Source organism: Kitasatospora sp. NPDC096128, assembly GCF_040303105.1.
Lineage (GTDB): Bacteria > Actinomycetota > Actinomycetes > Streptomycetales > Streptomycetaceae > Kitasatospora.
Map to the genome: position 1 here is coordinate 46,564 of NZ_JBEOSP010000023.1, position 22,995 is coordinate 69,558.

At 73.9% G+C, this 22,995-nt stretch carries 20 protein-coding genes; 8 read left to right on the forward strand and 12 right to left on the reverse strand.

Going from position 1 to position 22,995, the window contains the following annotated elements; genetic code table 11:
• The first annotated feature begins 188 nt into the window (after window positions 1–188).
• Window positions 189–587, forward strand: a complete 399-nt coding sequence (locus tag ABTY61_RS24745; protein ID WP_350507237.1) for a cytochrome C oxidase subunit I — start codon at window positions 189–191, stop codon at window positions 585–587.
• A 70-nt stretch (window positions 588–657) separates the two neighbouring features.
• Here the strand turns inward: ABTY61_RS24745 and qcrB are convergent, their stop codons facing one another.
• Complete coding sequence (gene qcrB, locus ABTY61_RS24750; protein WP_350507311.1) at window positions 658–2,280, reverse strand: cytochrome bc1 complex cytochrome b subunit; 1,623 nt, start codon at window positions 2,278–2,280, stop codon at window positions 658–660.
• A 408-nt stretch (window positions 2,281–2,688) separates the two neighbouring features.
• Between qcrB and ABTY61_RS24755 the strand changes: the two genes are divergently transcribed.
• The 3 genes from ABTY61_RS24755 to efeB all read left to right on the forward strand — a co-directional run bounded on the left by ABTY61_RS24755 (window position 2,689) and on the right by efeB (window position 6,647).
• The gene (locus ABTY61_RS24755) at window positions 2,689–3,015 is read left to right on the forward strand and encodes a hypothetical protein (RefSeq protein ID WP_350507238.1); all 327 of its coding nucleotides are present in this window, start codon (window positions 2,689–2,691) and stop codon (window positions 3,013–3,015) included.
• Window positions 3,016–3,255: 240 nt separating this feature from the next.
• Window positions 3,256–5,322, forward strand: a complete 2,067-nt coding sequence (gene efeU / locus ABTY61_RS24760) for an iron uptake transporter permease EfeU (RefSeq protein ID WP_350507239.1) — start codon at window positions 3,256–3,258, stop codon at window positions 5,320–5,322.
• Window positions 5,322–6,647: an iron uptake transporter deferrochelatase/peroxidase subunit gene (gene efeB / locus ABTY61_RS24765; protein WP_350507240.1), complete on the forward strand. Its 1,326-nt coding sequence runs from the start codon at window positions 5,322–5,324 to the stop codon at window positions 6,645–6,647. Before efeU ends, efeB begins: the two co-directional genes overlap by 1 nt.
• A gap of 85 nt (window positions 6,648–6,732) precedes the next feature.
• On the opposite strand, the gene ABTY61_RS24770 is transcribed toward efeB, so the two are convergent.
• A complete protein-coding gene (locus ABTY61_RS24770) occupies window positions 6,733–8,118 on the reverse strand; it encodes a HAMP domain-containing sensor histidine kinase (RefSeq protein WP_350507241.1) in 1,386 nt (461 codons plus the stop codon).
• Window positions 8,115–8,798 (reverse strand): response regulator transcription factor, encoded by a 684-nt coding sequence (locus ABTY61_RS24775; RefSeq protein WP_350507242.1) that lies wholly within the window; start codon window positions 8,796–8,798, stop codon window positions 8,115–8,117. The genes ABTY61_RS24770 and ABTY61_RS24775 overlap by 4 nt, the downstream gene beginning before the upstream one ends.
• 162 nt (window positions 8,799–8,960) lie before the next feature.
• On the opposite strand from ABTY61_RS24775, the gene ABTY61_RS24780 reads away from it, so the two are divergent.
• Entirely contained in the window at window positions 8,961–10,508 is a 1,548-nt protein-coding gene (locus ABTY61_RS24780; protein ID WP_350507243.1) for a glutamate synthase subunit beta, read from the forward strand.
• 36 nt (window positions 10,509–10,544) lie between these two features.
• Here the strand turns inward: ABTY61_RS24780 and ABTY61_RS24785 are convergent, their stop codons facing one another.
• From ABTY61_RS24785 to ABTY61_RS24795, 3 genes are all read right to left on the reverse strand, one after another.
• Entirely contained in the window at window positions 10,545–11,114 is a 570-nt protein-coding gene (locus tag ABTY61_RS24785; RefSeq protein WP_350507244.1) for a hypothetical protein, read from the reverse strand.
• Between the two features lie 410 nt (window positions 11,115–11,524).
• The gene (locus ABTY61_RS24790; RefSeq protein ID WP_350507245.1) at window positions 11,525–13,117 is read right to left on the reverse strand and encodes a TolB-like translocation protein; all 1,593 of its coding nucleotides are present in this window, start codon (window positions 13,115–13,117) and stop codon (window positions 11,525–11,527) included.
• Between the two features lie 205 nt (window positions 13,118–13,322).
• Complete coding sequence (locus tag ABTY61_RS24795) at window positions 13,323–14,642, reverse strand: MFS transporter (protein WP_350507246.1); 1,320 nt, start codon at window positions 14,640–14,642, stop codon at window positions 13,323–13,325.
• A gap of 131 nt (window positions 14,643–14,773) precedes the next feature.
• On the opposite strand from ABTY61_RS24795, the gene ABTY61_RS24800 reads away from it, so the two are divergent.
• The 3 genes from ABTY61_RS24800 (at window position 14,774) to ABTY61_RS24810 (ending at window position 16,492) form a co-directional block, all read left to right on the forward strand.
• Window positions 14,774–15,415: a TetR/AcrR family transcriptional regulator C-terminal domain-containing protein gene (locus ABTY61_RS24800; protein ID WP_350507247.1), complete on the forward strand. Its 642-nt coding sequence runs from the start codon at window positions 14,774–14,776 to the stop codon at window positions 15,413–15,415.
• 64 nt (window positions 15,416–15,479) lie between these two features.
• Window positions 15,480–16,001, forward strand: a complete 522-nt coding sequence (locus ABTY61_RS24805; RefSeq protein ID WP_350507248.1) for an isochorismatase family protein — start codon at window positions 15,480–15,482, stop codon at window positions 15,999–16,001.
• 83 nt (window positions 16,002–16,084) lie between these two features.
• The gene (locus ABTY61_RS24810) at window positions 16,085–16,492 is read left to right on the forward strand and encodes a hypothetical protein (protein ID WP_350507249.1); all 408 of its coding nucleotides are present in this window, start codon (window positions 16,085–16,087) and stop codon (window positions 16,490–16,492) included.
• 25 nt (window positions 16,493–16,517) lie between these two features.
• On the opposite strand, the gene murQ is transcribed toward ABTY61_RS24810, so the two are convergent.
• From murQ to ABTY61_RS24840, 6 genes are all read right to left on the reverse strand, one after another.
• A complete protein-coding gene (gene murQ / locus ABTY61_RS24815; protein ID WP_350507250.1) occupies window positions 16,518–17,441 on the reverse strand; it encodes an N-acetylmuramic acid 6-phosphate etherase in 924 nt (307 codons plus the stop codon).
• A 75-nt stretch (window positions 17,442–17,516) separates the two neighbouring features.
• Window positions 17,517–18,197 carry a DUF6445 family protein gene (locus tag ABTY61_RS24820; RefSeq protein WP_350507251.1) on the reverse strand — a complete coding sequence of 227 codons (681 nt, stop codon included), beginning with the start codon at window positions 18,195–18,197 and terminating at the stop codon, window positions 17,517–17,519.
• Between the two features lie 188 nt (window positions 18,198–18,385).
• A complete protein-coding gene (locus tag ABTY61_RS24825) occupies window positions 18,386–19,396 on the reverse strand; it encodes an ABC transporter permease (RefSeq protein ID WP_350507252.1) in 1,011 nt (336 codons plus the stop codon).
• Window positions 19,393–20,430, reverse strand: a complete 1,038-nt coding sequence (locus tag ABTY61_RS24830) for an ABC transporter ATP-binding protein (RefSeq protein ID WP_350507253.1) — start codon at window positions 20,428–20,430, stop codon at window positions 19,393–19,395. The genes ABTY61_RS24825 and ABTY61_RS24830 overlap by 4 nt, the downstream gene beginning before the upstream one ends.
• 86 nt (window positions 20,431–20,516) lie before the next feature.
• Entirely contained in the window at window positions 20,517–20,924 is a 408-nt protein-coding gene (locus ABTY61_RS24835) for a GntR family transcriptional regulator (RefSeq protein ID WP_350507254.1), read from the reverse strand.
• A gap of 138 nt (window positions 20,925–21,062) precedes the next feature.
• Complete coding sequence (locus tag ABTY61_RS24840) at window positions 21,063–22,634, reverse strand: DUF2079 domain-containing protein (protein WP_350507255.1); 1,572 nt, start codon at window positions 22,632–22,634, stop codon at window positions 21,063–21,065.
• Between the last annotated feature and the right edge of the window lie 361 nt (window positions 22,635–22,995).

Consider the following 22,995-nt stretch of genomic DNA (forward strand, 5'->3'; position numbering starts at 1 on the left):
CAGAAAGTGCGCGGCACGCAATAGTGCGCGGCACGCAAGTTTCCCCGGGCCTCTGGGGTCGTGGCGAGCCGCCTGCCACCTGCGGTTCGTCGCTGGTAGTAGTTGCCTGGTCGCGGAGCGGCTTCACGTGGAAGCCCGTCCCCGCAGGAATCCCGGCGGGACGGTTCGACAGGACTTGAGGAGCGGTCATGGGTGGCAGACAGCGTCCGCCGCGGGTGCGGACCCCGCGCCAGGGCAGGCCGGCCGGCGGCGGCCGGGTGAACCCCCGGGTGGAGATCGCCCGCATCGAGGGCTTCCTGGCCTGGGAGGCGGAGGTCGCGGCGGCCGAGCGGGACGCCCGCGCCTTCGCCGCGCAGTTCCCCTGGCTGCCCGACGCGGAGCGGGAGGGCCTCGAACACGCCTACGCCGCGGACCGCCTGCGCTACGCCGAGGAGGTCGTCGACCGGGCCGTCGACCGCTGCCGCCGACTGGCCGCCCGCTACCGCGCCGAGTGCCGCCGGATCTGCACCCGCTGGGCGGCGCTCTGCCTCTCCGTCACCCTGGCGGCGGCGCTGTTCGCCGTCGTCCCGGCGGCCCTGCGCGGCTGAACGCGCGACGCCGAGGGCCCGCCGCACCGTTCCTCCGGTGCGGCGGGCCCTGGTCGTGGCGGGAGCGCGGTCAGTGGTGGCCGTGGCCGCTGGTGATCTCCTCGTGCTCCTCGACGGTGGGCTTGGGGATCTGGCTGCCCTCGCCGTAGAAGCCGCGGGAGAGCTTGGCCCGGGTGCGGGTCCACAGGCCGGCCCGGCGGGCCACGCCGTTCTCGTCCACCTCGGGCTGCAGCTCGACCGGCTCGGGCTGCTCGTGCGAGGTGAGGGTGTACAGCCGGCCCTGCGGCAGCGGCGCGTGCACCTCGATGAACTCGCCGTGCTGCAGCCGGTTGATCACACCGGTCTCCCGGCCGTGCAGCACCTTCTCCTTGTCCCGCCGCTGCAGGCCCAGGCACCAGCGCTTGGTGATCACGAAGAGGGCCACCGGCACGGCGAAGAAGCCGGCCCGCACCGCGTAGGTGATCGCGTTGATCGACAGGTGGAAGTGGGTCGCCAGCAGGTCGTTGCCGCCGCCGGCCAGCAGGATCAGGTAGAGGCCCATCCAGGCCACGCCGAAGCCGGTGCGGACCGGGTGGTTGCGCGGACGGTCGGCGATGTGGTGCTCGCCGCGGTCCCCGGTGACCCAGGCCTCCAGGAACGGCCAGCACCAGATGGCCATCAGGACGGTCGGGAAGACCAGCAGCGGGATGAACACCCCGAGGTTCAGGGTGTGGCCGCCCCAGACGCTGATCTCCCAGCCCGGCATCACCCGGATCAGGCCCTCCGAGAAGCCCATGTACCAGTCCGGCTGGGCGTCCGTCGACACCTGGTCGGGCCGGTACGGGCCGTACGCCCAGATCGGGTTGATCGTGGCGATCGCCGACATGAACGAGATCACGCCGAAGACCAGGAAGAAGAAGCCGCCGGCCTTGCCCATGTAGACCGGCATCAGCGGCATGCCGACCACGTTCTGGTTGGTCCGGCCGGGCCCGGCGAACTGGGTGTGCTTGTGGTAGAAGACCAGGATCAGGTGGGCCGCGAGCAGGCCGACCATGATGCCGGGGATCAGCAGGATGTGGACGGTGAACAGCCGCGGGATGATGGCGGTGCCCGGGAACTCGCCGCCGTAGATGAAGAACTGCAGGTACGTGCCGACGATCGGGACGGCCAGGACCGCGCCCTCCATGAACCGGATGCCCGTGCCGGAGAGCAGGTCGTCGGGCAGCGAGTAGCCCATGAAGCCGTCGAACATGCCGAGGAACAGCAGCAGCGCGCCGAAGACCCAGTTGATCTCGCGGGGCTTGCGGAAGGCGCCGGTGAAGAACACCCGGAGCATGTGGGTCAGCATCGAGGCGATGAAGACCACGGCCGCCCAGTGGTGGATCTGGCGCATCAGCAGGCCGCCGCGGACCTCGAAGCTGATGTTGATGGTCGAGGCGTAGGCCTCGGACATCCGGATGCCCTTGAGCGGGACGTAGGAGCCGTCGTAGACGACCTCGCCCATGCTCGGGTTGAAGAAGAGGGTCAGCCAGACGCCGGTCAGGATGATGATGACGAAGGTGTAGAGCGCGATCTCGCCCAGCATGAAGGACCAGTGGTCCGGGAAGATCTTGCGCAGGTTGGCCTTGGCGAGGGAGTAGATGCCGAGCCGGCCGTCGGCCCAGTCGGCGAGGGCTTCGGCCGGGTTGGCCGGTTTGGCGCGGGTGCTGGTCACCGGTCCCGGCTGCGACTGCTGGTCGGTTCTCACGACGGGCTCCCCGGCGTTCTCGGCGTGCCGGCGTGGAGGCCCGTCGGCGAGGACGCCGGCCGGCGAAGTGTTGTGATCATGGGACCTCTCGATACGGGTCCGCCGGGCGGACCGGCGCGCGGACCTGGGAGGTTCGCTGGACCCGTTGCTCAGGGTGATGGAGCGCTTACTCTGTCATGCTGTCGGCAGGGGGCCGACTGTGCACGTCCATCGGGCCGTCCGGCCGCTCGTGTCGGGCCGGACGGGGGCTGCTGACGCCCGATCGGCTGGCAGCCGGCCGGGCGGCCGGGGCCGATGCTGCGCCCGGGTGCAGCTGAAGCGTTTCGGCGCGCGCCGCGTCCGGGCGCCGCGCGGGGCCGGGCCTACGCTGCGCCAATGGTGGATCACCGTGAACTCCTCGACTCCGTCACCGAGGCCCTGGCCCGCGCCGGGTTCGACACCGCGCCGGGCGCCTCACCGCTGTCGATCGACCGTCACCCCGAGGGCGTGGCGGTCGGCTGGTCCCCGGGGGCGGAGGCGGACGGGCCGCCGTCCGGTCCGGTGCGGGCGGCGCTGAGCGGGGCGGCCGCGCTCGTCCTGCGGGACCGGGGCTTCCTGGTCACCGAGGCGGAGGAGGGGGAGCTGCTGGTGCGCTGCGCCGAACCGGTGACGGCCCCTCCGGAGCCCGGGGCCGAGGCGGCACCCGAGCAGTGGTGGGGGTGACCCGGCCCTCCCCTCGGCGGCGGCGACGTGCGGAGTTGTCCGGCGCATGGGTGTTCCCATACCGAACCCTTACCTGAACGAGAGGTGCAGTTGACTGCGCTCCCGCTAAGGTTTGCCTAAGCTAAGCGAAACGCCCTGGATGCTCTGTCCGGGGCGTTCGCTGTGCCGTGCCGCCGTCACCTTCGGTGGTACGCCGACGACAGGTACAACCCGGGGCGGCCCGGGGGAGGAGCCCGCTGCATGTGGGATGAGGCGTTTCCCAGCTTTCTGATCGGGCTGCGCGAGGGACTCGAAGCAGGCCTGATCGTCTCGATCCTGGTCGCCACGCTGGTGCGGGCCGGTCAGAAGGACCGGCTCCCCCAGGTCTGGACGGGCGTCGCGGCGGCCGTCGCGCTCAGCCTCAGCTTCGGCGCGGTGCTCACCTTCACCGCCGCCAACCTCTCCGGCCACGCCCAGGAGGCGTTCGGCGGGGTGCTGAGCCTGATCGCGGTCGGCTTCGTCACCGCGATGGTGTTCTGGATGCGCCGCTCCGCGCGCACCCTCTCCGCCGACATCAAGGAGAAGGTCCAGACCTCACTGACGATGGGCGCGGGCGCGCTGGTGCTCACCAGCTTCCTCGCCGTCGCCCGCGAAGGCCTGGAGACCTCGCTCTTCCTGTGGACCAACGCCCGCACCGCCGGGGAGTCCACCGGACCGATCACCGGCGCCGCCGTCGGCCTGCTGCTCTCCGTCGGACTGTGCTGGGGCCTGTACCGCCGGGCCCTCAGGATGAACCTCACCAAGTTCTTCACCATCACCGGCGCCGGCCTGATCGTGGTCGCCGCGGGCGTGCTCGGCTACGGCCTGCGCGACCTCCAGGAGTCCGGGCTGATCGGCGGAGGCGGCACGTACGCCTTCGACCTGAGCGGACACCTGGACGCCTCCTCCTGGTACGCCACGCTGGTCCAGGGCACCCTCAACCTGACCGTCACCATGACGGTCCTCCAGGTCGTCGGCTACATCGCCTACCTGAGCATCGTGATGACCCTCTTCATCGAGGGCGTGCGCGGCGGCAAGGCGGCCCCGGCCGCCACCGCCACCGCGGAGGCGAAGCCCGAGGCGGCCGGGACGGACGCGGCGGACGCGGAGCCGGCCGAGCCGGTGCGCACCGGGCGGCCGCGCTGGGTGCTGCCGACCGCGCTGGTCGCCGTGCCGGTCGTGGTGGCCGGCGCCGTGATCGCCGTCAGCGACGGCAAGCAGGACGGCTCCGCCACCGTCGCGGTCTCCGAGAAGGAGTGCGGCAAGGGCTTCGACAGCCCCCAGCCGGGCCAGCAGGTGTTCCAGATGCACAACACCGGTGACAAGGTCTCCGAGGTCTACCTGGTCAACCCGGGCACCGGCTCGGTCTACGGCGAGATCGAGGGCCTGGCCCCCGGCACCACCCGCGCGCTGACCGCCACCATCGGCTCCGGCGACTACGCCTGGCGCTGCGTGCCCACCGGCGGCACCAGCGTCACCTCCGCCACCGTGCACGTCTCCGGCGGCGCCGAGGTCAAGGCCGTCAAGCCGGTCTCCGAGGACGACCTCAAGGCCCCGCTGGACAGCTACAAGGACTACGTCAACAAGGGCCTCGCGACCCTGATGACACAGACCCAGAAGGTCCAGGCCGACGTGCACGGCGGCGACCTCAACGCGGCCAAGGCCGACTGGCTCACCGCCCACCTCCAGTACGCCTCGCTCGGCGCCGCCTACGGCACCTTCGCCGACCTCGACAAGAAGATCGACGGCCGCGCCGACGGCTACGCCGACAAGGCCCAGGACCCGGGCTTCACCGGCTTCCTGAGGCTGGAGTACGGCCTGTGGCACGGCCAGTCCGCCGCCGACCTGACGCCCGTCGCCGACGAGCTCGCCCAGAACGTCGCCAAGCTGGTGCACGACTTCCCCACCCAGGACTTCGACCCGGGCGACCTCCCGCTGCGCGCCCACGAGATCCTGGAGAACACCCTCCAGTTCGAGCTGACCGGCGACACCGACATGGGCAGCGGCACCAACCTGGCCACCACCCAGGCCAACCTGGCCGGCACCCAGGAACTGCTGACCCTCCTGCAGCCGCTGCTCGACGAGCGCGACCCGCAGGTGCTGGTCCGGGTCAACGCCGGGATGAAGCGGGTCGGGGACCTCGTCGCCGCGGCCCACACCGCCGACGGCTGGACCCCGCTCGACAAGCTGCCCGGCGACGCCCGCCGCCAGCTCAACGGCGCCACCGGCCAGCTGCTCGAAGACCTCTCGCCCGTCCCCGCCCTGCTCGAGATCCGGAAGGCCGCCTGATGACCGACCACACCGCAGCCACCGGCTCCTGCCCGTTCCCGCACGCCGCTGCCGCCGAACCGATAGCGGACCAGGGCGGCTGCCCGGCCGGTCCGGCCCGGCGCAGCTTCGTCCGGGCCGCGCTCGGCGCGGGCGCCGGGGCCGCCGTCCTGGCCGGCGGGGCGTTCACCCTCGGGGCCGAACCGGCCGCCGCCGGGGACAGCCACCAGGCCAAGGCCGGGGCCGTCCCGTTCCACGGGGACCACCAGGCCGGCGTCACCACCCAGGCCCCCGGCTACGCCGCCTTCGTCTCCTGCCAGGTCATCGCCCAGGACCGCAAGGCCCTGGAGGACCTGTTCAAGACGCTGACCGAGCGGATCCGCTTCCTGACCGCCGGCGGCACCCCGCCCGACCTCGGCGTCGGCGCCCCGCCCTCGGACAGCGGCATACTCGGCCCCACCGTGCCCACCGACAACCTCACCGTCACCGTGGGCGTCGGCGCCTCGCTGTTCGACGACCGCTACGGGCTGGCCAAGGCCAAGCCGGTCAAGCTGACGCCGATGAAGACCTTCCCCAACGACAACCTCCAGCCCGGCGAACTGCACGGCGACCTCTCGCTGCAGATCTGCGCCGACCGGCAGGACACCGTGCTGCACGCGCTGCGCGACATCACCCGGCACACCCGCGGCGCGCTGCAGATCCTCTGGCGGATCGACGGCTTCCAGAACCAGTCCCGCCCGGACGGCGCCCAGCGCAACCTGCTCGGCTTCAAGGACGGCATCGTCAACCCGGACACCACCTCCACCCGGGAGATGGACAAGCTGGTCTGGGTGACCGACGGCGCGGGCGAGCCCGCCTGGGCGACCGGCGGCAGCTACCAGGTGATCCGGATCATCCGGATGCTGATCGAGTTCTGGGACCGGGTCAAGCTCAGCGAGCAGGAGAAGATGTTCGGCCGCCGCCGCGACACCGGCGCGCCGCTGGACGGGCACCAGGAGAACGACGCGCCGGACTACGGCAAGGACCCGGACGGCAAGGCGATCCCGCTCAACGCCCACATCCGCCTGGCCAACCCGCGCACCGCCGACACCGACAGCTCGCGCATCCTGCGCCGCGGCTTCAACTACGACCGGGGCGTCGACAAGGCGGGCAACCTGGACATGGGCCTGGTGTTCTGCTGCTACCAGCAGGACGTGGCACGGCAGTTCGAGGCCACCCAGACCCGGCTGATCGACGAGCCGCTGGTGGACTACATCTCGCCGACCGGCGGCGGGTACTTCTTCGTCCTGCCGGGCGTGAAGGACGACGCCGACTGGCTCGGCCGGGGGCTGCTGGCCGCGGTCTGAGACGGGCTTCCGAGGCGGGCCGGGTGCGTCGCAATCGTCGCGCCCGGCCCGCCCCGGTGTCGGTCGGGCCCCGCTCCGCCGGGTCTCAGGAGCCGAGGGTGAAGCCGATCACCGCGCCGCCGCCGTCCCGGTTGGCGGCGTAGGCGGTGCCGCCGTGCGAGCGGGCCACCTCGGCGACGATGGCCAGGCCCAGACCCGAGCCGGGCAGGCTGCGGGCCGCGGTGGCCCGGTAGAAGCGGTCGAAGACCCGGTCGAGGTCGGTCGCGTCGATGCCCGGGCCGCGGTCGCGGACCTCGACGCGCGGGCCGCGCGCCACCACCTCGATCGGGGAGGTCCCGGCCGGGTCGAACTTGGCCGCGTTGTCCAGCAGATTGCCCACCGCGCGGGCCAGCGCGTCCGGGCGGGCGACGACGACGGTGCCGTCCGCGTCCACCGTGATCTCCCGGTCGCTGCGCCGGCGGGCCTGGGCGGCGGCCTCCTGGACCACCGTCGCCAGCACCACCTCGACCGGGTCCTCGTCCGCCTTGCGGTCGGCGGCGAGCGCCACCAGCTCCTCCACCAGCTGGGTCAGCTCCCGGGCCTCCTCGGAGAGGTCGGCGAGCAGCGCGGCGCGCTCGGCGGGCGGCAGCCGCTCGATGCTGGGCAGCACCGAGAGGTTGGTGCGCAGGCTGGTCAGCGGCGTGCGCAGCTCGTGCCCGGCGTCCTGGACCAGGCGGCGCTGGTTCTCCTTCGCGGTGGCCAGGCGCACCAGCATCCGCTCGAAGGCGCGGCCGAGCCGGCCCACCTCGTCGCGTCCGGAAGCGGGCACCCGGACGTCCAGGCGGCCGCTGGCGGCGACCCGTTCGGCGGCATCGGTGAGCCGGACCAGCCGACCGGTGATCCGTCCGGCGACCAGCCAGCCGGACCCGCCCGCGACCAGCACGACGCCGGCCACCACGGCCGCCATCTGGTGCCGCAGCACCTCCAACAGCTCCTCGACGTCGTCGAGTTGCAGGATGACCTGGACCGCTCCCCGGCCGCCGCCGAGCGAGACCACGCCCACCCGGCAGGTCCGGCTGCCGACCCGGCGCACGTCGGTCACCGTCCGGGCGGGTTCCTGGGCGCCGGCGAGTTCGCGCTCGGCCGCGGTGGTCGGCAGGTCGAGGTGGGCGGTGCCGGGGAGGATGGCCCCGTGGGAGTCGAGGGCCTGCGCGGTGACCCGGATCGGGTGCAGCAGCTGCTCGCTCAGCCCGCTCGGGCTGTTGAAGTCCCCAGGGAACAGCTTCTGGCGGTCGACCTGGCCGCTGACCGCGCGGACGGCCGAGTCGAAGTCGGCCGACTCGTCGTCGAGGATCAGCGCCGCCGCCGCGTGGTAGCCGAGCGTGCCGATCACCACCGCGACCAGCGCCGCCATCGCCGCGAAGGCGAGCGAGAGGGTGGTGCGCAGGCCCGGGCGGGGCAGTCGGCGGCGGCGGGCCGCCGGGCCGGTCACGGCTCGCGCAGCGTGTAGCCGACGCCGCGGACGGTGTGGATCAGCGGGGTGAGACCGGGGCGGTCGAGCTTGCGGCGCAGATAGCCGATGAAGACCGCGAGGTTCTTCGAGCCGGGGCCGAAGTCGTAGCCCCAGATCCGCTCGTACAGGGTGGTCTGGTCGAGGACGGCACCGGTGTTCCGGGCGAGCAGCTCCAGCAGGTCGAACTCGGTGCGGGACAGCTCCAGTTCGGCGCCGCCGCGCCAGGCCCGGCGGGCGGGCGGCTCGACCCGCAGGTCGCCGACGGTCAGCACGTCCTGGGCGGTCTCGGGCGGCGGGTTGCGGCGCAGCAGGGCGCGCAGCCGGGCGAACAGCTCGTCCACGTCGAAGGGCTTGACCAGGTAGTCGTCGGCCCCGGCGTCCAGTCCGGCGATCCGGTCCGGGACCTCGACCCGGGCGGTCAGCATCAGCACCGGGGTGCGGTCGCCGGACTCGCGCAGCCGGCGGCAGACCTCCAGGCCGTCCGGCGCGGGCATCATCACGTCGAGCACCAGGACGTCCGGGCGCTGCTCGGCCAGGACGGCCAGGGTCTGGGTGCCGTCCGCGGCTATCCGGACCCGGTAGCCCTCCAGCGTGAGGGCGCGGGTGAGCGAGTCGCGGATGGCGCGGTCGTCCTCGGCGATCAGCACGGTGTGGGTCATGGAGGAGATTCTCCCTGGCGTGCTCACGGCAGTGGAGGGCGGGGCGCGGATTCCGGCCGCCGCGGGTGTCGCGCGCCGCTTCGTGGGCGTACGGTGGCCACACGGTGGCGTGCCGCCGGGTGGGCCGCCGGTCCCATTCGGTACGGCCCGCCGGAGGCCCTGATGGCAGAGCGGATGGCCTTCCTCACCACCCCGCGCGCGGAGCGGGCGCGGCGGGACGCGCGGGAGCGGCTGGGGGACTGGCGGGAGGTGTACCGGCCGGGGGCTCTGCTGCCGGTGGTCGGCGGGCAGGCGGAACGCTGCATGGACTGCGGGCTGCCGTTCTGCCACGCGGCCTGCCCGCTGGGGAACCTGATACCGGAGTGGAACCGGCTGGTGACGGACGGGGACTGGCGGGCCGCGGCCGCCCGGCTGCTGGCGACCGACAACTTCCCGGAGTTCACCGGGCGGCTCTGCCCGGCGCCCTGCGAGAGCGCCTGCGTGCTGGCGATCGACGGGTCCGCGGTGACGATCAGGAACGTGGAACTGGCGATCGCCGACCGGGCCCTGGCCGAGGGCTGGGACGCCCCCCAGCCGCCCGAGCGGCCGGAACCGGGCGGGCGGGTGGCGGTGATCGGCTCCGGACCGGCCGGGCTGGCCGCCGCCCAGCAGCTGACCCGGGCCGGGCACGCCACCACCGTGTACGAGCGGGCCGACCGGGCGGGCGGGCTGCTGCGCTACGGGATCCCGCCGTTCCGGCTGGAGAAGCACCGACTGGAGCGGCGGCTCGACCAGCTGCGGGCCGAGGGCACCGAGATCCGCACCGGGGTGTGGGCCGGGCAGGACGTCACCGGGGAGCAGCTGCGGGCCGGGTACGACGCGGTGGTGGTCGCGGTGGGTGCCGGTGCCTGGCGGGTGCCGGCGGTGCCCGGCTGCGCGCTGGCCGGGGTGCACCCGGCGATGGAATACCTGACCTGGGCGAACCGGGTGGACGAGGGGGACCGCGAGGTCTCGCCGCTGTCCGCGGCGGGGCGGCGGGTGGTGGTGGTCGGCGGCGGGGACACCGCCTCGGACTGCCTGGGGACGGCGCTGCGCCAGGGTGCGGTCTCGGTGACCCAGCTGGACATCAACCCCTGCCCGCCGGAGCGGCGGGGGCCGGCCCAGCCCTGGCCGGTCCACCCCAAGGTGTACCGGGAGACCACCTCGCACGAGGAGTTGGCGGGGCGGCCGGGGGCGTCGGGGTCGCCGGGGCGGTCGGGGCGGTCCGGGCCGTCGGTGGGGGACGCGGCGGGGTCGTCGGCGGAGGCCGGGGGCCGGGTGTTCGCGGCGGTCACGGTCGGGTTCGAGCCGGGGCCGGACGGTCGGCTGGCGGCCGTTCGCTACGCCGAGGCCGAACCCGGCGACCGCGGCCCCCGGGCGGGCAGCGAACGGGTGCTCCCGGCCGAACTGGCGCTGCTCGCGCTGGGCTTCAGCGGGCCGGAGCCGGACCAGCCGCTGTACGCCCAACTCGGGCTGGGCATCGGGCCGGAGGGCACCCTGGAACGGGACGACGGGTTCGGCACCGCCGCGGACGGGGTGTTCGTCGCCGGGGACGCCGGGCGGGGCCAGTCGCTGATCGTCTGGGCGATCGCCGAGGGCCGGGCGGCCGCCGCGGCAGTCGACTGCTACCTGCGCGGACGGACCGAACTCCCGTCCCCGGTGCGGGCGTCGGCGCGGGCCCTCGGGTTGTGAGGGCTGAGGGGAGGGCCCGCGCCGGACGGCAGATCGTCAGCCGAGGCCGAGGACGGACAGCGCGGTGGTCCAGTCGGTGACGATGGCCTGCTGGGCGGGCACCAGGTCCACCTGGTGGTTGCAGACGGCGCGGTAGAGCTTGTACTCCACGGCGTCCTTGTCGGTGGAGCCCTGGCCGCTGGAGCCGGTGGCGTAGTGCGGCTCCGGCCAGAGGTTGTGCGGGTCGGTGGGGTGGCCACCGAGGGACAGCGGGATGAAGTGGTCCTCCTCGTAGTCCGCCGTGTTGGTGTCGGCGTAGCCGTACTGGGCGATCTGCTGGACCTTCAGGCGGTTGGTGTACGAGGTGGAGGGGCGGATCGAGGTGCTGTAGCCGCCGACGCAGATGGTGGAGTCGATGGTGTCCTGGGTGACGTCCGGGTTGGTGGCGCCGGGGGTGCAGGACGGGTCGGGCAGCGGGAGGTAGGCCTGCGAGCAGGTGGCGTCGAGGGCGGCGCGGGCGTGCGCGGGGGCCGTGGGGGCGGCGTGCGCGGTGCCGGCGGTCGCGAGGGCGGCCGCGGCGAGCACCACGGTGGCGACTGCGGGGGCGAGTCGGTGGGCACGAAGCATGTGGGGAGCTCCCTGTCACGGGCCCGGCACGGACTGCCGGGCGGTGTGTGTCCATGTCACCACCAGCGGGTCTATGCGGGTAGACAGGGGTTGGTGAATTATTGACAAAACGTCAGTCAACACGGGTGGGGCAAGATTTCGCTTGACGTCGACCCAGCAGTGGGCGTGCGGGTCGAAGAGGGCGCGCGGATGGGGGCGCGCGGATGGGGGCGCGCGGTGCGGCGCGCGGTGGGGGTGCCGGTGCCGGCCGTTCCGTCCTGGCCGCGGCGGGGAGCGCGCGTCCGAGCTGCTCGTCGGGGCGGTCGCCGCCGCGGCCGGGAGGGAGGATCAACTCCTGGTGGTGGTATGCCGGTTGGGGTGCCCACGGCCGGCCGGCGGGTGGTCGGCCGCCGGGCGCCGCTGTACCGGGGTCAGCGGGGCAGACGACGGGCGAAGACGTCCGACGCCTTGTTGGTGTCGCCCGGGACGAGGGTGCCGTCCTCCGCGGTGAAGACCACCGTGGTGCCGCGGGCGTCGACGTACGGGTCGTACGAGGCGCCGGTGCTCTGCGAGCCGTCGGCGGCCACGCTGACCCGCTCGGTGCGGCCGGTCCACAGGTCGCGGCGGAAGACGTCGCCGACGCCGTTGGTGTCGCCGGGCACCAGGTTGGCGGCGGTGGAGTCGAAGTACACCCAGCGGTTGTCGGCGGTCAGTCGGCCGTTGAAGGAGTCACCGGTGGTCTTCGTCCCGGGCAGGCCGGCGCTGATCAGGGTGTCGGTGCCCGCTTCCAAGTCCCGGACGTACACCTCGAAGTGCCGCTCCCACCAGTTGTCGCCGTGCTGCACCCAGGTCGAGTAGACCGCGTAGCGGCCGTCGGCGCTGAGCGAGGGGTAGTCGGCGCCGCGGTAGCCGCCCTTCTCGTCCGGGCTGGCCAGGGTGGTCTCCTCGGCGCGCAGGTCGCGCACGTACAGCGGGTAGAGGCGCGGCTTGAGGAGCTGCGGGTGCTCGTCGGGGGCGAGCGGGGAGCCGGGGGTGGGAGAGGTGCCGAGGGCGGGGGAGGCGGCGGGGGAGGGCGCGGGGGAGCGGTCGGTCCGGGAGGCGTCGACGAACTGCTCGTCGGACTCCTGGCCGGACTCGGCGCCGAGCCGTCCGGCGGCCTCCGGGGCGAGGGCGGCGCCGGGCTTGTCGGCGGCGATGATGTTGCTCGCCTTGGAGATGAAGGCGACGCTGCCGCCGTCGGCGCTGATCACCGGGGAAGCGGAGGAGCCGTTCGCCTCCTTGCCGTCCGCGCCCACGCTGACCAGGCGGTTCTCCCCGGTCCAGCGGTCGTGGACGTAGATGTTGGCGCCCTGCCAGGTGACCGTACCGGGGGCCAGGTCGGAGCGGTTGGACTGGAAGGCGATGTAGCGGCCGTCCCAGCTGAGCGAGGGGTGGCCGGAGAACTTGTCTTTCTGCGGTCCGGTCTGCTGACCCGGCTGACCCTGCTGGGTGGGCTGACCCGGCCGGTTGGGCCGGGCGGGCTCCTCGCCGACGGAGACCAAGGTGGTCTCGCCGGTCCAGCGGTCGTGGACGTAGACGTCGTCGTGGCCGAGGTTCGCGCCGGGCGCCAGGTTGGTGGCGGAGGAGCTGAACGCGACGTAGCGGCCGTTGCCGCTGATGGCGGCCTCGAAGGAGGCGCCGTCGGCCTGGGCGCCGTCCGGTCCGGTGTTCACCCGCTCGATCCGGCCGGTCCGCAGGTCGCGGACGAAGACGTCGCTCGCGCCGTTGGTGTCGCCGGGCACCAGGTTGGTGGCCGCCGAGGTGAACACGGCGTAGCGGCCGTCGGCGCTCAGCCCGGCGGCGTGCGAGGCACCGTCGGGCTGGGCCTGGCCGAGGCCGACGGAGACCCGCTCGGTGCCGGGCTTCCGGTGCGGGTCGGCCTGCGCCGCCTGGGCGGTGGTGAGTGCGAGGGCCGTGGCCGCGCCGAGTGCGCAGGCGGCGCGCAGCGTGCGGCGGGTGGTGCTGTCGGTGCGTGCGTGGGTCATCTGAGTCCCTCCCCTTGGGAACGGCCGGGCCGCCTCGACGGTGGCGCCTGGTGGCGCCGGGGCTGTGGTGGCGTCGAACTCCCCGGCGGCCGGCTCCGGTGAGCCAACCGTCGGGTGGGGCGGCTGGTCAAGCCGGTTCGTGCGGAGCGGTGTATTCGCGTCAAGGCGGGAGCGCGTGAGGACCGTACGGGGCGGGGCGGGCCGGTCACGCGCCGGGCTCGGTGGTCTGCCGGGCCTCTTGGGCCTGCCGGGTCTGCCGGGCCTGTTGGGCCTGTCGGGTCTGCGGCTCGCGCTGGTCGTACCGCCAGAGCGCCGGGAGGGCGGCAGCCAGGGCGGTGCCGGCGCCCAGGCAGAGCAGGCCGCCGGTGCCCAGGGCGGCCCGGATGCCCTGGCGGGCGGCGAGGCCGCCGGCCCGGAGATCGCCGAGGGCCGGCCCGGCGGAGCCGATCAGCAGCTCCAGGCCGGCGGCGCGGCCGCGGAGCTCGTCCGGAATGGACCGGTTCCAGATGGCGCTGCGGAAGGTGTCGCCGATCCAGTGGGCGCCGCCCGCGACGGCCAGGCAGAGCAGCACGGCCCACAGGCCCGGGGCGACGGCGGCCGCGGCGGTGGCCGCGCCGACCAGGGCGGCCGAGAACAGCACCAGTCGCCCGTGCCGGTGCACCCGTTCCGTCCAGCCACCGGTGGCGGCGGCGAGCAGGCTGCCCGCGGCGGACGCGGAGTAGAGCAGGCCGAGCGCCCAGGTCGCGTCCAACTCCCCGGCGAGAAAGGGGAACAGGGCGGTGGGCAGGGCGAAGACGGTGGCGGCGAGGTCGGCCAGGTAGGTGCCCAGCAGGTCCGGCCGGCGGGCCGCGTACCGGACGCCCTCGGCGAGGTCGCGCAGCGGCGGCGCTTCGGCGTCCCGGGTCGAGGGGACGGGCCGCACCCGGGCGAGCAGGGCGATCGACAGCAGGAAGGTGGTCAGGTCGACCAGGTACGCCGCCGGGGCTCCGGCGGTCGCGATCAGCAGCCCGGCGGCCGCCGGCGCCGCCACCCCGCCGATGCTCCAACGCAGCGAGAGCAGCGCCCCGGCCGCGACCAGCTGCTCGGGCGGCACCAGCCGCGGGATCATCGCGTCCACCGAGGGCTGCTGGACGCCCTGGACGGCCGCCGCCAGGCCGGCGGCGAGGTAGAGCGGCCAGACGGCGGGCGCTCCGAGCAGGGCGTTGGCCAGCAGCAGGGAGCTGAGCGCGGCCAGCGCGACCTCGGCGGCCAGAGCCACGGTACGGCGGTCGGCGCGGTCGGCGAGCACGCCGCCGTAGAGGCCGAACAGGATGGTGGGCACGAGTTCGACCGCGCCGACGGCTCCGACGGCGAGCGGCGAGCCGGTGAGGTCGGCGATCTGCAGTGGGATCGCGGTCATGGTGAAGACCGAGCCGAGCAGGGTGACCGTGCCGGAGGTCCAGGTGAGGCGGAAGTCCCGGGAGGTGCGCCAGGGCGTGGTGTCGGGCAGCAGGCGGGACCGGGGGCGGTCCGTTCCTGAGGGCATGTGGGGTCCTTGGTCGTCGCGGCGGTCGTGTGGCGGCCGGATCGTTGCGTCCTTATCGCTGATAAATTCAGGGTCGGAACTTATCGTCGATAAGGTGGGCCCTGCAAGCGGATAACCGGGAGGCCGATCGGATGGCGCTGCAACGCGACGAGGTGGTGCGCACCGCACTGCGCGTGCTCAACGAGGAGGGCATCGACGGGCTCAGCACCCGCCGGCTCGCCCGGGAGCTCGGCGTGCAGTCGCCGGCGTTGTACTGGCACTTCAAGAACAAGCGGGAGCTGCTCGACCTGATGGCCGAGGCGATGCTCGCCGAGGCCCTCCCGCCCGACCGGGAACCGGCCCCGGAGCACTGGCCCGAATGGATCGCCGCCGACGCCCGCGCCAAGCGGAGCGCCCTGCTCGCCTACCGCGACGGCGCCCGGGTGCACGCCGGAACCCTGCCCACCGAGGACGAACTCCCGGCCGTCGAAGCACAGTTGAGCGCGCTGTGCCGGGCCGGGCTGCGCCCGCGCACCGCGCTGCGGCTGCTGCTGACCGTCGACCGGTACATCATGGGCTGGGTCACCGAGGAACAGGCCTGGCGGCAGGACGCCGCGCAGCGCACCCGGCCGCCGTTCCCGGACGAGGCGCTGCGCGACCTGCCGCTGTTGAGCGAGGCCGCCGACGTGCTGCGGATGACCGACCACGACGCCGACTTCGACTACGGGCTGCGGGTGCTGGTGGAGGGCTTCCGGGCGGAGATCGCGCGGGAGGCGGCGGAGGGTTCGGCCTGAGGGGCATCGGTCCGAGGTGGGGCAGGGCCGGGCGGGTAATGGGGGATGGGCTAGCGTGACCGCCATGACCACCTCGACCGCCCTTGATCCCCGCAGCACGGCCCTGGTCCTGATCGACCTGATGGACCGGATCGTCGCCAACCAGCTCGCGCCGCACTCCGGTCCGCACGTCGTGGCGGCCTCGCTGCGCCTCGCCGAGGACTTCCGCGCCGCCGGCGCCCCCGTCGTCGCGGTGCGGGTCGAGCGGCCGGGCGTCGCCGAGCAGCCGCCCGGCAGCGGGCTGGTGGCCGAGGTCGAGGCGGCGGCCGACGAGGTCGTCGTGAAGCGCACCATCGGCGCCTTCCAGGGGACCGGGCTGCACGAAATGCTCCGGGCCCGGGGCGTGGAGACGCTGGTCTTCACGGGGATCGCCACCAACCTCGGCGTGGAGTCGAGCGCCCGCGCGGCCGCCGACCACGGCTACCGGCTGGTGTTCGTCGAGGACGCGATGACCGGGCTGACGGAGGCGGAGCACCGGGCCTCGGTGGAGCTGGACTTCCCGCGACTGGGGGAGGTCGTGGCGGCGGCGGACCTGCGGTTGGGGTAGTGCGGGGGCCGGTGCCGGTGCCGGTGCCGGTGCCGGTTCCGGTTCCGGTTCCGGTTCCGAGGACGTACGGGAGGGCGTGACCCGTGGAGGGGGCCTACCGGCTGCGGCGCCAGACCAGTCGATGGGCGCGGTTCGCCGAGGTCGCGGTGCACGTCGCCGTGGCCGCCGAACCGGGGGTCCGGATGGACGCCGGCCTCGTCGAGGAGGAAGGGCTCCGGGAGGAGGCGCGGGAAGGTGTCTGGTACGCGCTGATGCGTCTGCCCGAGGAGGACCGGGGCGTCCTCGTCTCCGTCGTCGACATCGTCACGGCGCCGGCGGACACCGGCCCCGGTGACGTGAAGTTCGCTGCGGCGCATGCTGTTTGGCGGGCCGTCGGCCGAGAGCCGGGGCCGGGGCCGAGGTCGAGGTCAGGGCCGGGGTCGGGAGCGGGGCCAGGGCTGGACCGGTGGCCGTGGATCGGTGCGGACGGGAACCCCGTCTTCCCCGAGTGACGGTCGCGGCCGTCCGGCTGGCCGGCTACCCGGGCAGTGGTCCCTGGTGGCGGGCGAGTCGGAGGGCCTCGCGCAGCCGTCCGCCGGAGGCGGTGAGGAGCCGGGCGGCGGCGGGCGCGTCCAGGTCGGCGAGCAGGAGCAGGATGGCGTCCTTCGTCCGCCCGTCGGCGGCGGTGAGAGCGCGGTCGACCGTCCGGGCGTCGGCGCCGGTGGCCTCGGCGACGATCCGTCGGGTACGCTCGCGGAGCTTGGCGTTGGTGGCCCGCAGATCGACCATCAGGTTTCCGTACGTCCGGCCGAGGCGGATCATCACGGCCGTGGACAGCATGTTGAGCACCAGCTTCTGTGCGGTGCCCGCCTTCAACCGGGTGGACCCGGCCAGCACCTCCGGGCCGACCTCCACCTCGATCCCCAACTCCGCGGCCGCCACCAGCGCCGAGCCCCGGTTGCAGGCCAGCCCGACGGTCAGCGCACCGGCGGCCCGGGCGGCGCGGACGGCGGCGAGTGCGTACGGGGTGCGGCCGGAGGCCGAGATGCCCACCAGGGTGTCGGCCGGGGTGGGGCAGAGCGCCGCCACGTCGGCCTCGGCGAGGTCGGTGCGGTCTTCGGCGCCCTCGGCGGCCTCCGTCACGGCGCTCCGGCCGCCTGCGATCAGGCCCGTCACCAGGCCGGGGTCGGTGCCGAAGGTCGGCGGGCACTCGGCGGCGTCCAGCACGCCGAGTCGCCCGGCCGTGCCCGCTCCGGCGTAGACCAGCCGTCCGCCGCGCGCCATCCTCGCCGCCGCCGCGTCGACCACGGCAGCGATCCGCGGCAACTGCCCGGCGACGGCCGCGGGGACGGTACGGTCCTCGGCGTTCATCAGGCGGAGCAGGTCGGCGGTGGGCAGCCGGTCGATGCCGGCCCAGTCGGGGCGGACCGTCTCGGTGGGGGGTACGGCGTCGGGGTTCATGCGAGGAGCGTCCCCTGGCGGGCTCCGCTCGAACCGGGAAGGTCGGGGGCTCAGCCCGGTCGGGCCGTTCGCCGGTCAGGCCATCCAGAAGAACACGGCGGTCATCCGGCGGTCCGCCAGCTCCGTGCCGTAGTAGTCGGTGGCGCTGTGGATCAGGTTGGCGTGGTAGAGGAGCAGCTGGTTGTAGCGGTTGGGGACGCGGACGTCCTCCGTGAAGTGGTCGGCGGGGACGTGCCGGGTGCCGAGCGCCTCGACCAGGTTGTTGTGCGGGGCGTTGACCAGGTTGCCGCCGAGGCGGCCGCCGGGGAACTGCTGACGGTAGAAGCTGGTGCCGGCGTCCTTGGGGGCGCCCGGGCTGAGGTAGAGCACGGCGGCGTAGCGGCAGAGCGCGCGGGAGTCGGTGTGCGGGCGGGACTCCGACTCCCCGGCGCCGACGACCTGGACGCAGTTGTGGTTGAGCGTGCCGCCGCCGGGGGTGCTCTGCACCCAGAGCCGGGAGGCGCCGGTGGCCTTGCGGACCTGGGCCTCGACCCGCGCCAGCTCGTCCGGTTCCAGGCCGGGCATGGTGCGCAGGCCGGGCCAGGTCTCGGGGCGGTACGGGTAGCCCTCGGTCCAGTCGCCGCGGGCCAGGACGCGTTCGCGCACGGCGTCCGGGTCGGGCAGGACGTTGTCCAGGACCCAGTAGTCCCGGCCGCGGGTGGGCTTGCGGTAGGGCAGGACCGGCAGGGCGGTGGGCCTGATGGGCTGTGAGGGCATGGGCCGACCATAGGGGCGCCGGTCGTCAACGATCTGCCGTGAACAGGTCAACCTTTCGTCAAGTGCGGTGCAGATGGGGAGGGGGTCGGCGCCCCGTCGCGCGGTCCTGTCGACGGGCCCCGCGTCGGGGCCTCCGCGGCGGGCCCCGACGCGCTGCCGGGGCCCTATCGGCGGCCCCACCGGCGGCCCTACCGGCGGACGAGGCGGAAGGCGGCCGTGAGGGCGAGGACGGTGAGAACCAACAGGACTCCGGCCTCGACGAGTTGGACCGGGACGAGGTGGCCGGAAGGGTGGTAGCTCAGCCAGGTGCCGGTGGCCCCGTCGCACCGGTGCGCCTCGATGCAGGCGACGGAGCTGACCCGGCTGCCGTCGGGCATGACGGTCTTCGTGTCGACCAGCCACGCGTTGGTCGGCTGCATGGCCCTGAGCGGCGCCACCACGTCGACCGTCGGGTAGAAGGACGGTCGTGCCCAGCGGACCAGGCCGTGGACGATCGCGACCAGCGCACCGGTGAGGAACATCGCGGGCAGGGTCCGGCGCACCAACTGGCCGACCAGGACGCCCAGGGCCAGGGCGAACAGGGACCAGGCGACCGGCGCCACCCCGAGGGCCGGGTAGGTGAAGAACTGGAACGGCGGGTCGAAGGCGACCGGCCCGTGCACGATGTCCGTCCACCACACCCAGGTCATCAGCGCGGCGAGGACACCGGTGACGGCCAGGACCGCGAGGCCGGGCACCGCGAGGCGGGCGGCCAGCCAGCGCACGGGGCTGACGGACTGGGCGCGGACCAGCCGGATCGTGCCGCGCTCGTGCTCCTGGGCCAGCAGCGGTGCGCCGATGAACACGCCGATCAGCAGCGGGACGGCGGTGACCACGGGCTGGAGCACGGAGACGAACCAGAAGTTCGGCCGGTCGATCGGGGAGAGGAGGATCCAGCAGTGGGTGTTGTCCCAGCTCTCGGGGCTGTAGCAGCCGGTCCGGCGCAGTATGCCCACGGTGTGGCGGCAGACGACGTGGATCCAGAGCAGGTCGGCCGCGAGCAGTAGCAGCAGGACGCCCAGAATCCAGAGCATCGGCCTGCCCTGACGGATCGTCAGCCAGAGCAGGCCGCGCAGCCGGGGGCTTCCGGAGCGGTCCGGGGCGGTGGAACCGGGGGCGGGAGCGGGCTTCGCGGGGTCGGTCAGGACGTCCGTGCTCATGCTGCCTTCTCGTCGTTCGCCGGGGTGGAGGCGGGGGCGCCGGGGGCGGCCGGGGCGCCCGGGGTCGACTCGGCCCGGGTCGATTCGGCCTGGGTCGATTCGGCCTGGGTCGATTCGGCCTGGGTCGATTCGGCCTGGGTCGATTCGGCCTGGGTCGACCGGGGCGGGGTCGACTCGGCCGGGGCGCGGAGGTAGCCGAGCAACAGCTCGTCCAGGCTGGGCCGTTCGCTCTCCCAGGGGCCGTCCAGCGGTTCGCCGGTACGCACCAGCGCGGTCGCCCGGCGTCCGCCGACCCGCTGCTCGACCACCAGCTCGGGCGGGAGTTCGGCACCCCCGGCCGGGCCGGTGAGCAGCTGGTGCCCGTCCAGGATCTCGTCCAGGTCGCCGGACAGCCGGATCCGTCCGCGCTGGACGAGCAGCAGGTGGTCGATGACGCCGTCCAGCTCCGGAAGGATGTGCGAGGACACCACGATGGTCGTGCCGCGTTCGGCCGCGGTGGACATCAGGGTGCCCATGAGCTGGTGCCGGGCGAGCGGGTCGAGGTCGGCCATCGGCTCGTCGAGCAGCAGCAGGTCGGGGAGCTTGCCGAGGGCGAGCGCCAGGGAGACCCGGGTGCGCTGGCCACCGGAGAGCGATGAGACCCGGGCCCGGAGCCGCAACTCGCCCTGCTCGACGATCTGTTCGGCGACGTCCTGGCCCCAGACCGGATTGAGCTCGCGACCCAGCCGCAGCGTCTCGGCGACGGTGAGGCCCGGGTAGAGCGGTTTGTCCTGCGCCACGTAGGCGACCCGGGCGCGCTGCTCCGGGGTGCCGGCCGGTTCGCCGAACACCCGCAACTCGCCCTCGGATGGGTCGAGTTGGCGGGCGGCGAGGGAGAGCAGAGTGCTCTTGCCCGCGCCGTTGGGGCCCACCACGCCGCAGATCCGCCCGGTCGGGACGGTGAAGTCGCAGGCCCGCAGGGCCCATTCGCCCCGGTACCGCCTGCCCAGCCCGAAGGCCTCCAGCGCCGGAGCCACGGTTGTCGGGTCGTTCACCCGGTCCCCCCACTGTTCTCGGTTCGGTGCTGCCGGGGCGTCCCGGTGCCCCTCGGTTCGGTGCGGCCGGCCCCGGCGTACTTCAGTCAGTTCGGTGATGCCGGCGGAACCCCGGCGTCGAAGCGCTGCTCCAGGGCGGACGCCATCAGCGCGGCGATGTCCTCGCGTTCCAGCCCGGCCTCCCGGGCCCGGTCCACCCAGCCGACCAGGTCCGCGCGGAGCGGTCCGTCGGCCGCCGCCTCCGGTCGGGCGAGCGAACGCCGGACGAAGGTGCCGAGCCCCGGGCGGGGCTCGACCAGTCCCTCGCGTTCGAGTTCGCGGTAGGCCTTGAGCACGGTGTTGGGGTTGATGGCGGTCAGTTCGACCACCTCGCGGGCGGTCGGCAGCTTGTCCCCGGGTTCCAGCATCCCGAGCCGCAGAGCCTGCTTGGTCTGCTGCACGATCTGCTGGTACGTGGAGACGCCGCTGCGCCGATCGATGCGGTATTCGATCACGCCCGTTGCGGCCTTTCACTAGTTCAATAGTGGAATGGTGGCCCACTGCGGCACTCGGGTCAAGCCCGGTCGGGGGTGTGGCGGTCGGGGCGCGTGGTCGGGGGCGTGGCGGTCGGGGTGTGGCGTCAGGGGCTCGCGTCACGGGCGCCTGAGGAGGAGCAGGCCGTCCCGGTCGATCAGCCGGTGGTAGCCGTGCTCCTGGTAGACCGTCAGCATCCGGGCGGTGGCGGCGGTGGCGCACGGGGACTGCACGCTCGGATCCTGCAGGTCGACGGCCACCCACTCCGGGCCGGGGTCGTCGCCGACCGGCTCCTGGCAGACCAGGGTGGCCTCCGTCCGGCTGGTGAGCTGGGCGGCCAGCCGGTTGGAGGCGGCGACCGTGGCGTCGTCGGGTATCAGGCGGAGCATCGCCTGGGTCTCGGTGAGCCTCGGCGAGGTGCGCCAGGCCTCGGGCATCACCACCTCGTGCAGCGGATAGAGCGGCAGCGTCACGGCCGTCACCAGGGCGGTCACGGCGAGGGCGCGGCGGATCCGGCGGGGGGCGGCGGCTTTGGAGGGGGTATCCGCGGCTTCCTTGGCGCGGGCGCGGCGGACGGCGTCGACCAGGGCGGCGAACACGATCGGCATCAGCACCGCGCTGTAGTGGTAACTGACGCCCCAGTGGTGCGGGTTGGTCGAGAGCAGTCGCCAGGCCAGGGTGGGTGCGCAGAGCAGGACGAGCGGTGAGCGCAGGCCCAGGAAGCCGGTGGTGGCGGCGAGCAGGAACAGCAGCAGCCACTTGATCGGCGGCCAGCCGAGGCGCAGGGGGAGGGCCCAGAGCGGGGAGTGCCCGCCGCCGCTGTCCAGCTGCTGCCAGTAGTCGAAGCCCCCGTTGGGGTTGAGCGCGGGCAGGACGACGAGCAGGGTGAACGCGGTCGCGAGGACTCCGGTGACGGCGAGGGCGAGGCCGGGAAGGGGGGCCCGCCGGTCCTGGCGGGCCTGCCAGGCGATCAGCAGGCCGACGGCGCCCACTGTCAGCCCCAGGTCCTCCTTGACCAGCAGTAGCGGCAGTGACCAGAGTGCGGCGGCGAGCGGTCGGCGCCGGCCGAGCGCGGTGGCGGCGAAGGCGAGCAGCGGGACGGCGAACGCGATCTCGTGGAAGTCGTCGGCGGCGGCCCGGACGATCCCCCAGGAGGCCCCGGTGGCGCAGCCGACGAGCAGCGCCACCCGCGGCCCGGCCACTTCGTGCGCCCAGCGGGTGAGCGGGACGACGGCCAGTGCCATCAGCAGCGCCTGGGCGACCACCAGGGTGAGCGGGCTCGGGAACGCCCGGTAGGCGGGGGCGAGGGCGGCGAGCAGCGGGTGGAAGTGGTCGCCGAGGAGGTCGTAGCCGGGCGCTTTGAGCGGCACGATCGGCGCCCGGCCGTGGGCGTACGCCCGGACGGCCTGCTCGAAGATCCCCAGGTCGAAGGCCTTGGTGAGGCCGCGCCGGTGGCGGTTGACGGCGACGCAGGTGTAGAGCGCGGCGAAGCCGGCGGCGAGGCCCCAGGTCAGTACGGCGGGGCGCCGGGGCAGGGGCAGGGGCAGCGGCGGCAGCACGGCTCGCAGGCGGCGGGCCGGGCGGGGGAGGGGGTGGGGCGGCTTGGCCGGGTTGGCCAGGTTGGTTGGGTTGCTTGGGTCGGTCGGGTCGGCCGGGTCGAGTGGGTTGATCGGGGTGAGGGCCGCAGACATCGGCAAAGTACCCTTTCACTATTCGATTAGTGGAAGGGTGGAGGACGTCCGAATGGACGTCAACTCCCGCTCCGGCGCCGCCGACCGGGCCGCCGCCATGCCGCGGCGCGGCCCGGCTCTTCTGAACAGCCTTGCCGGGCTGGTCAGTTGCCCTGAGTGCGGGCCCGGTGGGCGGCGGACCGGGGATGCGCCTGACGCGTCGCCGGGCCCCGGTCCGACGGCGCGCGTCTTGTGAGCGGACGGGTCAAGGCGGCTGTGGCGCACGTCCGGTGAAGTGCCCGAGGCTCGTCAGCGGTCGGGGCGGCCATCCATGGCCGGGGCGTGCGGAAAGGAGCGTCCCCTCCGAGCCAGTCGATCAGTC

Excerpts from the sequence above, each read along its gene's own strand:
- ABTY61_RS24745 (WP_350507237.1), top strand. The coding sequence starts at position 189 with ATGGGTGGCAGACAGCGTCCGCCGCGGGTGCGGACCCCGCGCCAGGGC.
- ABTY61_RS24755 (WP_350507238.1), top strand. The coding sequence starts at position 2,689 with ATGGTGGATCACCGTGAACTCCTCGACTCCGTCACCGAGGCCCTGGCC.
- efeU (WP_350507239.1), top strand. The coding sequence starts at position 3,256 with ATGTGGGATGAGGCGTTTCCCAGCTTTCTGATCGGGCTGCGCGAGGGA.
- efeB (WP_350507240.1), top strand. The coding sequence starts at position 5,322 with ATGACCGACCACACCGCAGCCACCGGCTCCTGCCCGTTCCCGCACGCC.
- ABTY61_RS24775 (WP_350507242.1), bottom strand. The coding sequence starts at position 8,798 with ATGACCCACACCGTGCTGATCGCCGAGGACGACCGCGCCATCCGCGAC.
- ABTY61_RS24780 (WP_350507243.1), top strand. The coding sequence starts at position 8,961 with ATGGCAGAGCGGATGGCCTTCCTCACCACCCCGCGCGCGGAGCGGGCG.
- ABTY61_RS24785 (WP_350507244.1), bottom strand. The coding sequence starts at position 11,114 with ATGCTTCGTGCCCACCGACTCGCCCCCGCAGTCGCCACCGTGGTGCTC.
- ABTY61_RS24790 (WP_350507245.1), bottom strand. The coding sequence starts at position 13,117 with ATGACCCACGCACGCACCGACAGCACCACCCGCCGCACGCTGCGCGCC.
- ABTY61_RS24795 (WP_350507246.1), bottom strand. The coding sequence starts at position 14,642 with ATGCCCTCAGGAACGGACCGCCCCCGGTCCCGCCTGCTGCCCGACACC.
- ABTY61_RS24800 (WP_350507247.1), top strand. The coding sequence starts at position 14,774 with ATGGCGCTGCAACGCGACGAGGTGGTGCGCACCGCACTGCGCGTGCTC.
- ABTY61_RS24805 (WP_350507248.1), top strand. The coding sequence starts at position 15,480 with ATGACCACCTCGACCGCCCTTGATCCCCGCAGCACGGCCCTGGTCCTG.
- murQ (WP_350507250.1), bottom strand. The coding sequence starts at position 17,441 with ATGAACCCCGACGCCGTACCCCCCACCGAGACGGTCCGCCCCGACTGG.
- ABTY61_RS24820 (WP_350507251.1), bottom strand. The coding sequence starts at position 18,197 with ATGCCCTCACAGCCCATCAGGCCCACCGCCCTGCCGGTCCTGCCCTAC.
- ABTY61_RS24825 (WP_350507252.1), bottom strand. The coding sequence starts at position 19,396 with ATGAGCACGGACGTCCTGACCGACCCCGCGAAGCCCGCTCCCGCCCCC.
- ABTY61_RS24840 (WP_350507255.1), bottom strand. The coding sequence starts at position 22,634 with ATGTCTGCGGCCCTCACCCCGATCAACCCACTCGACCCGGCCGACCCG.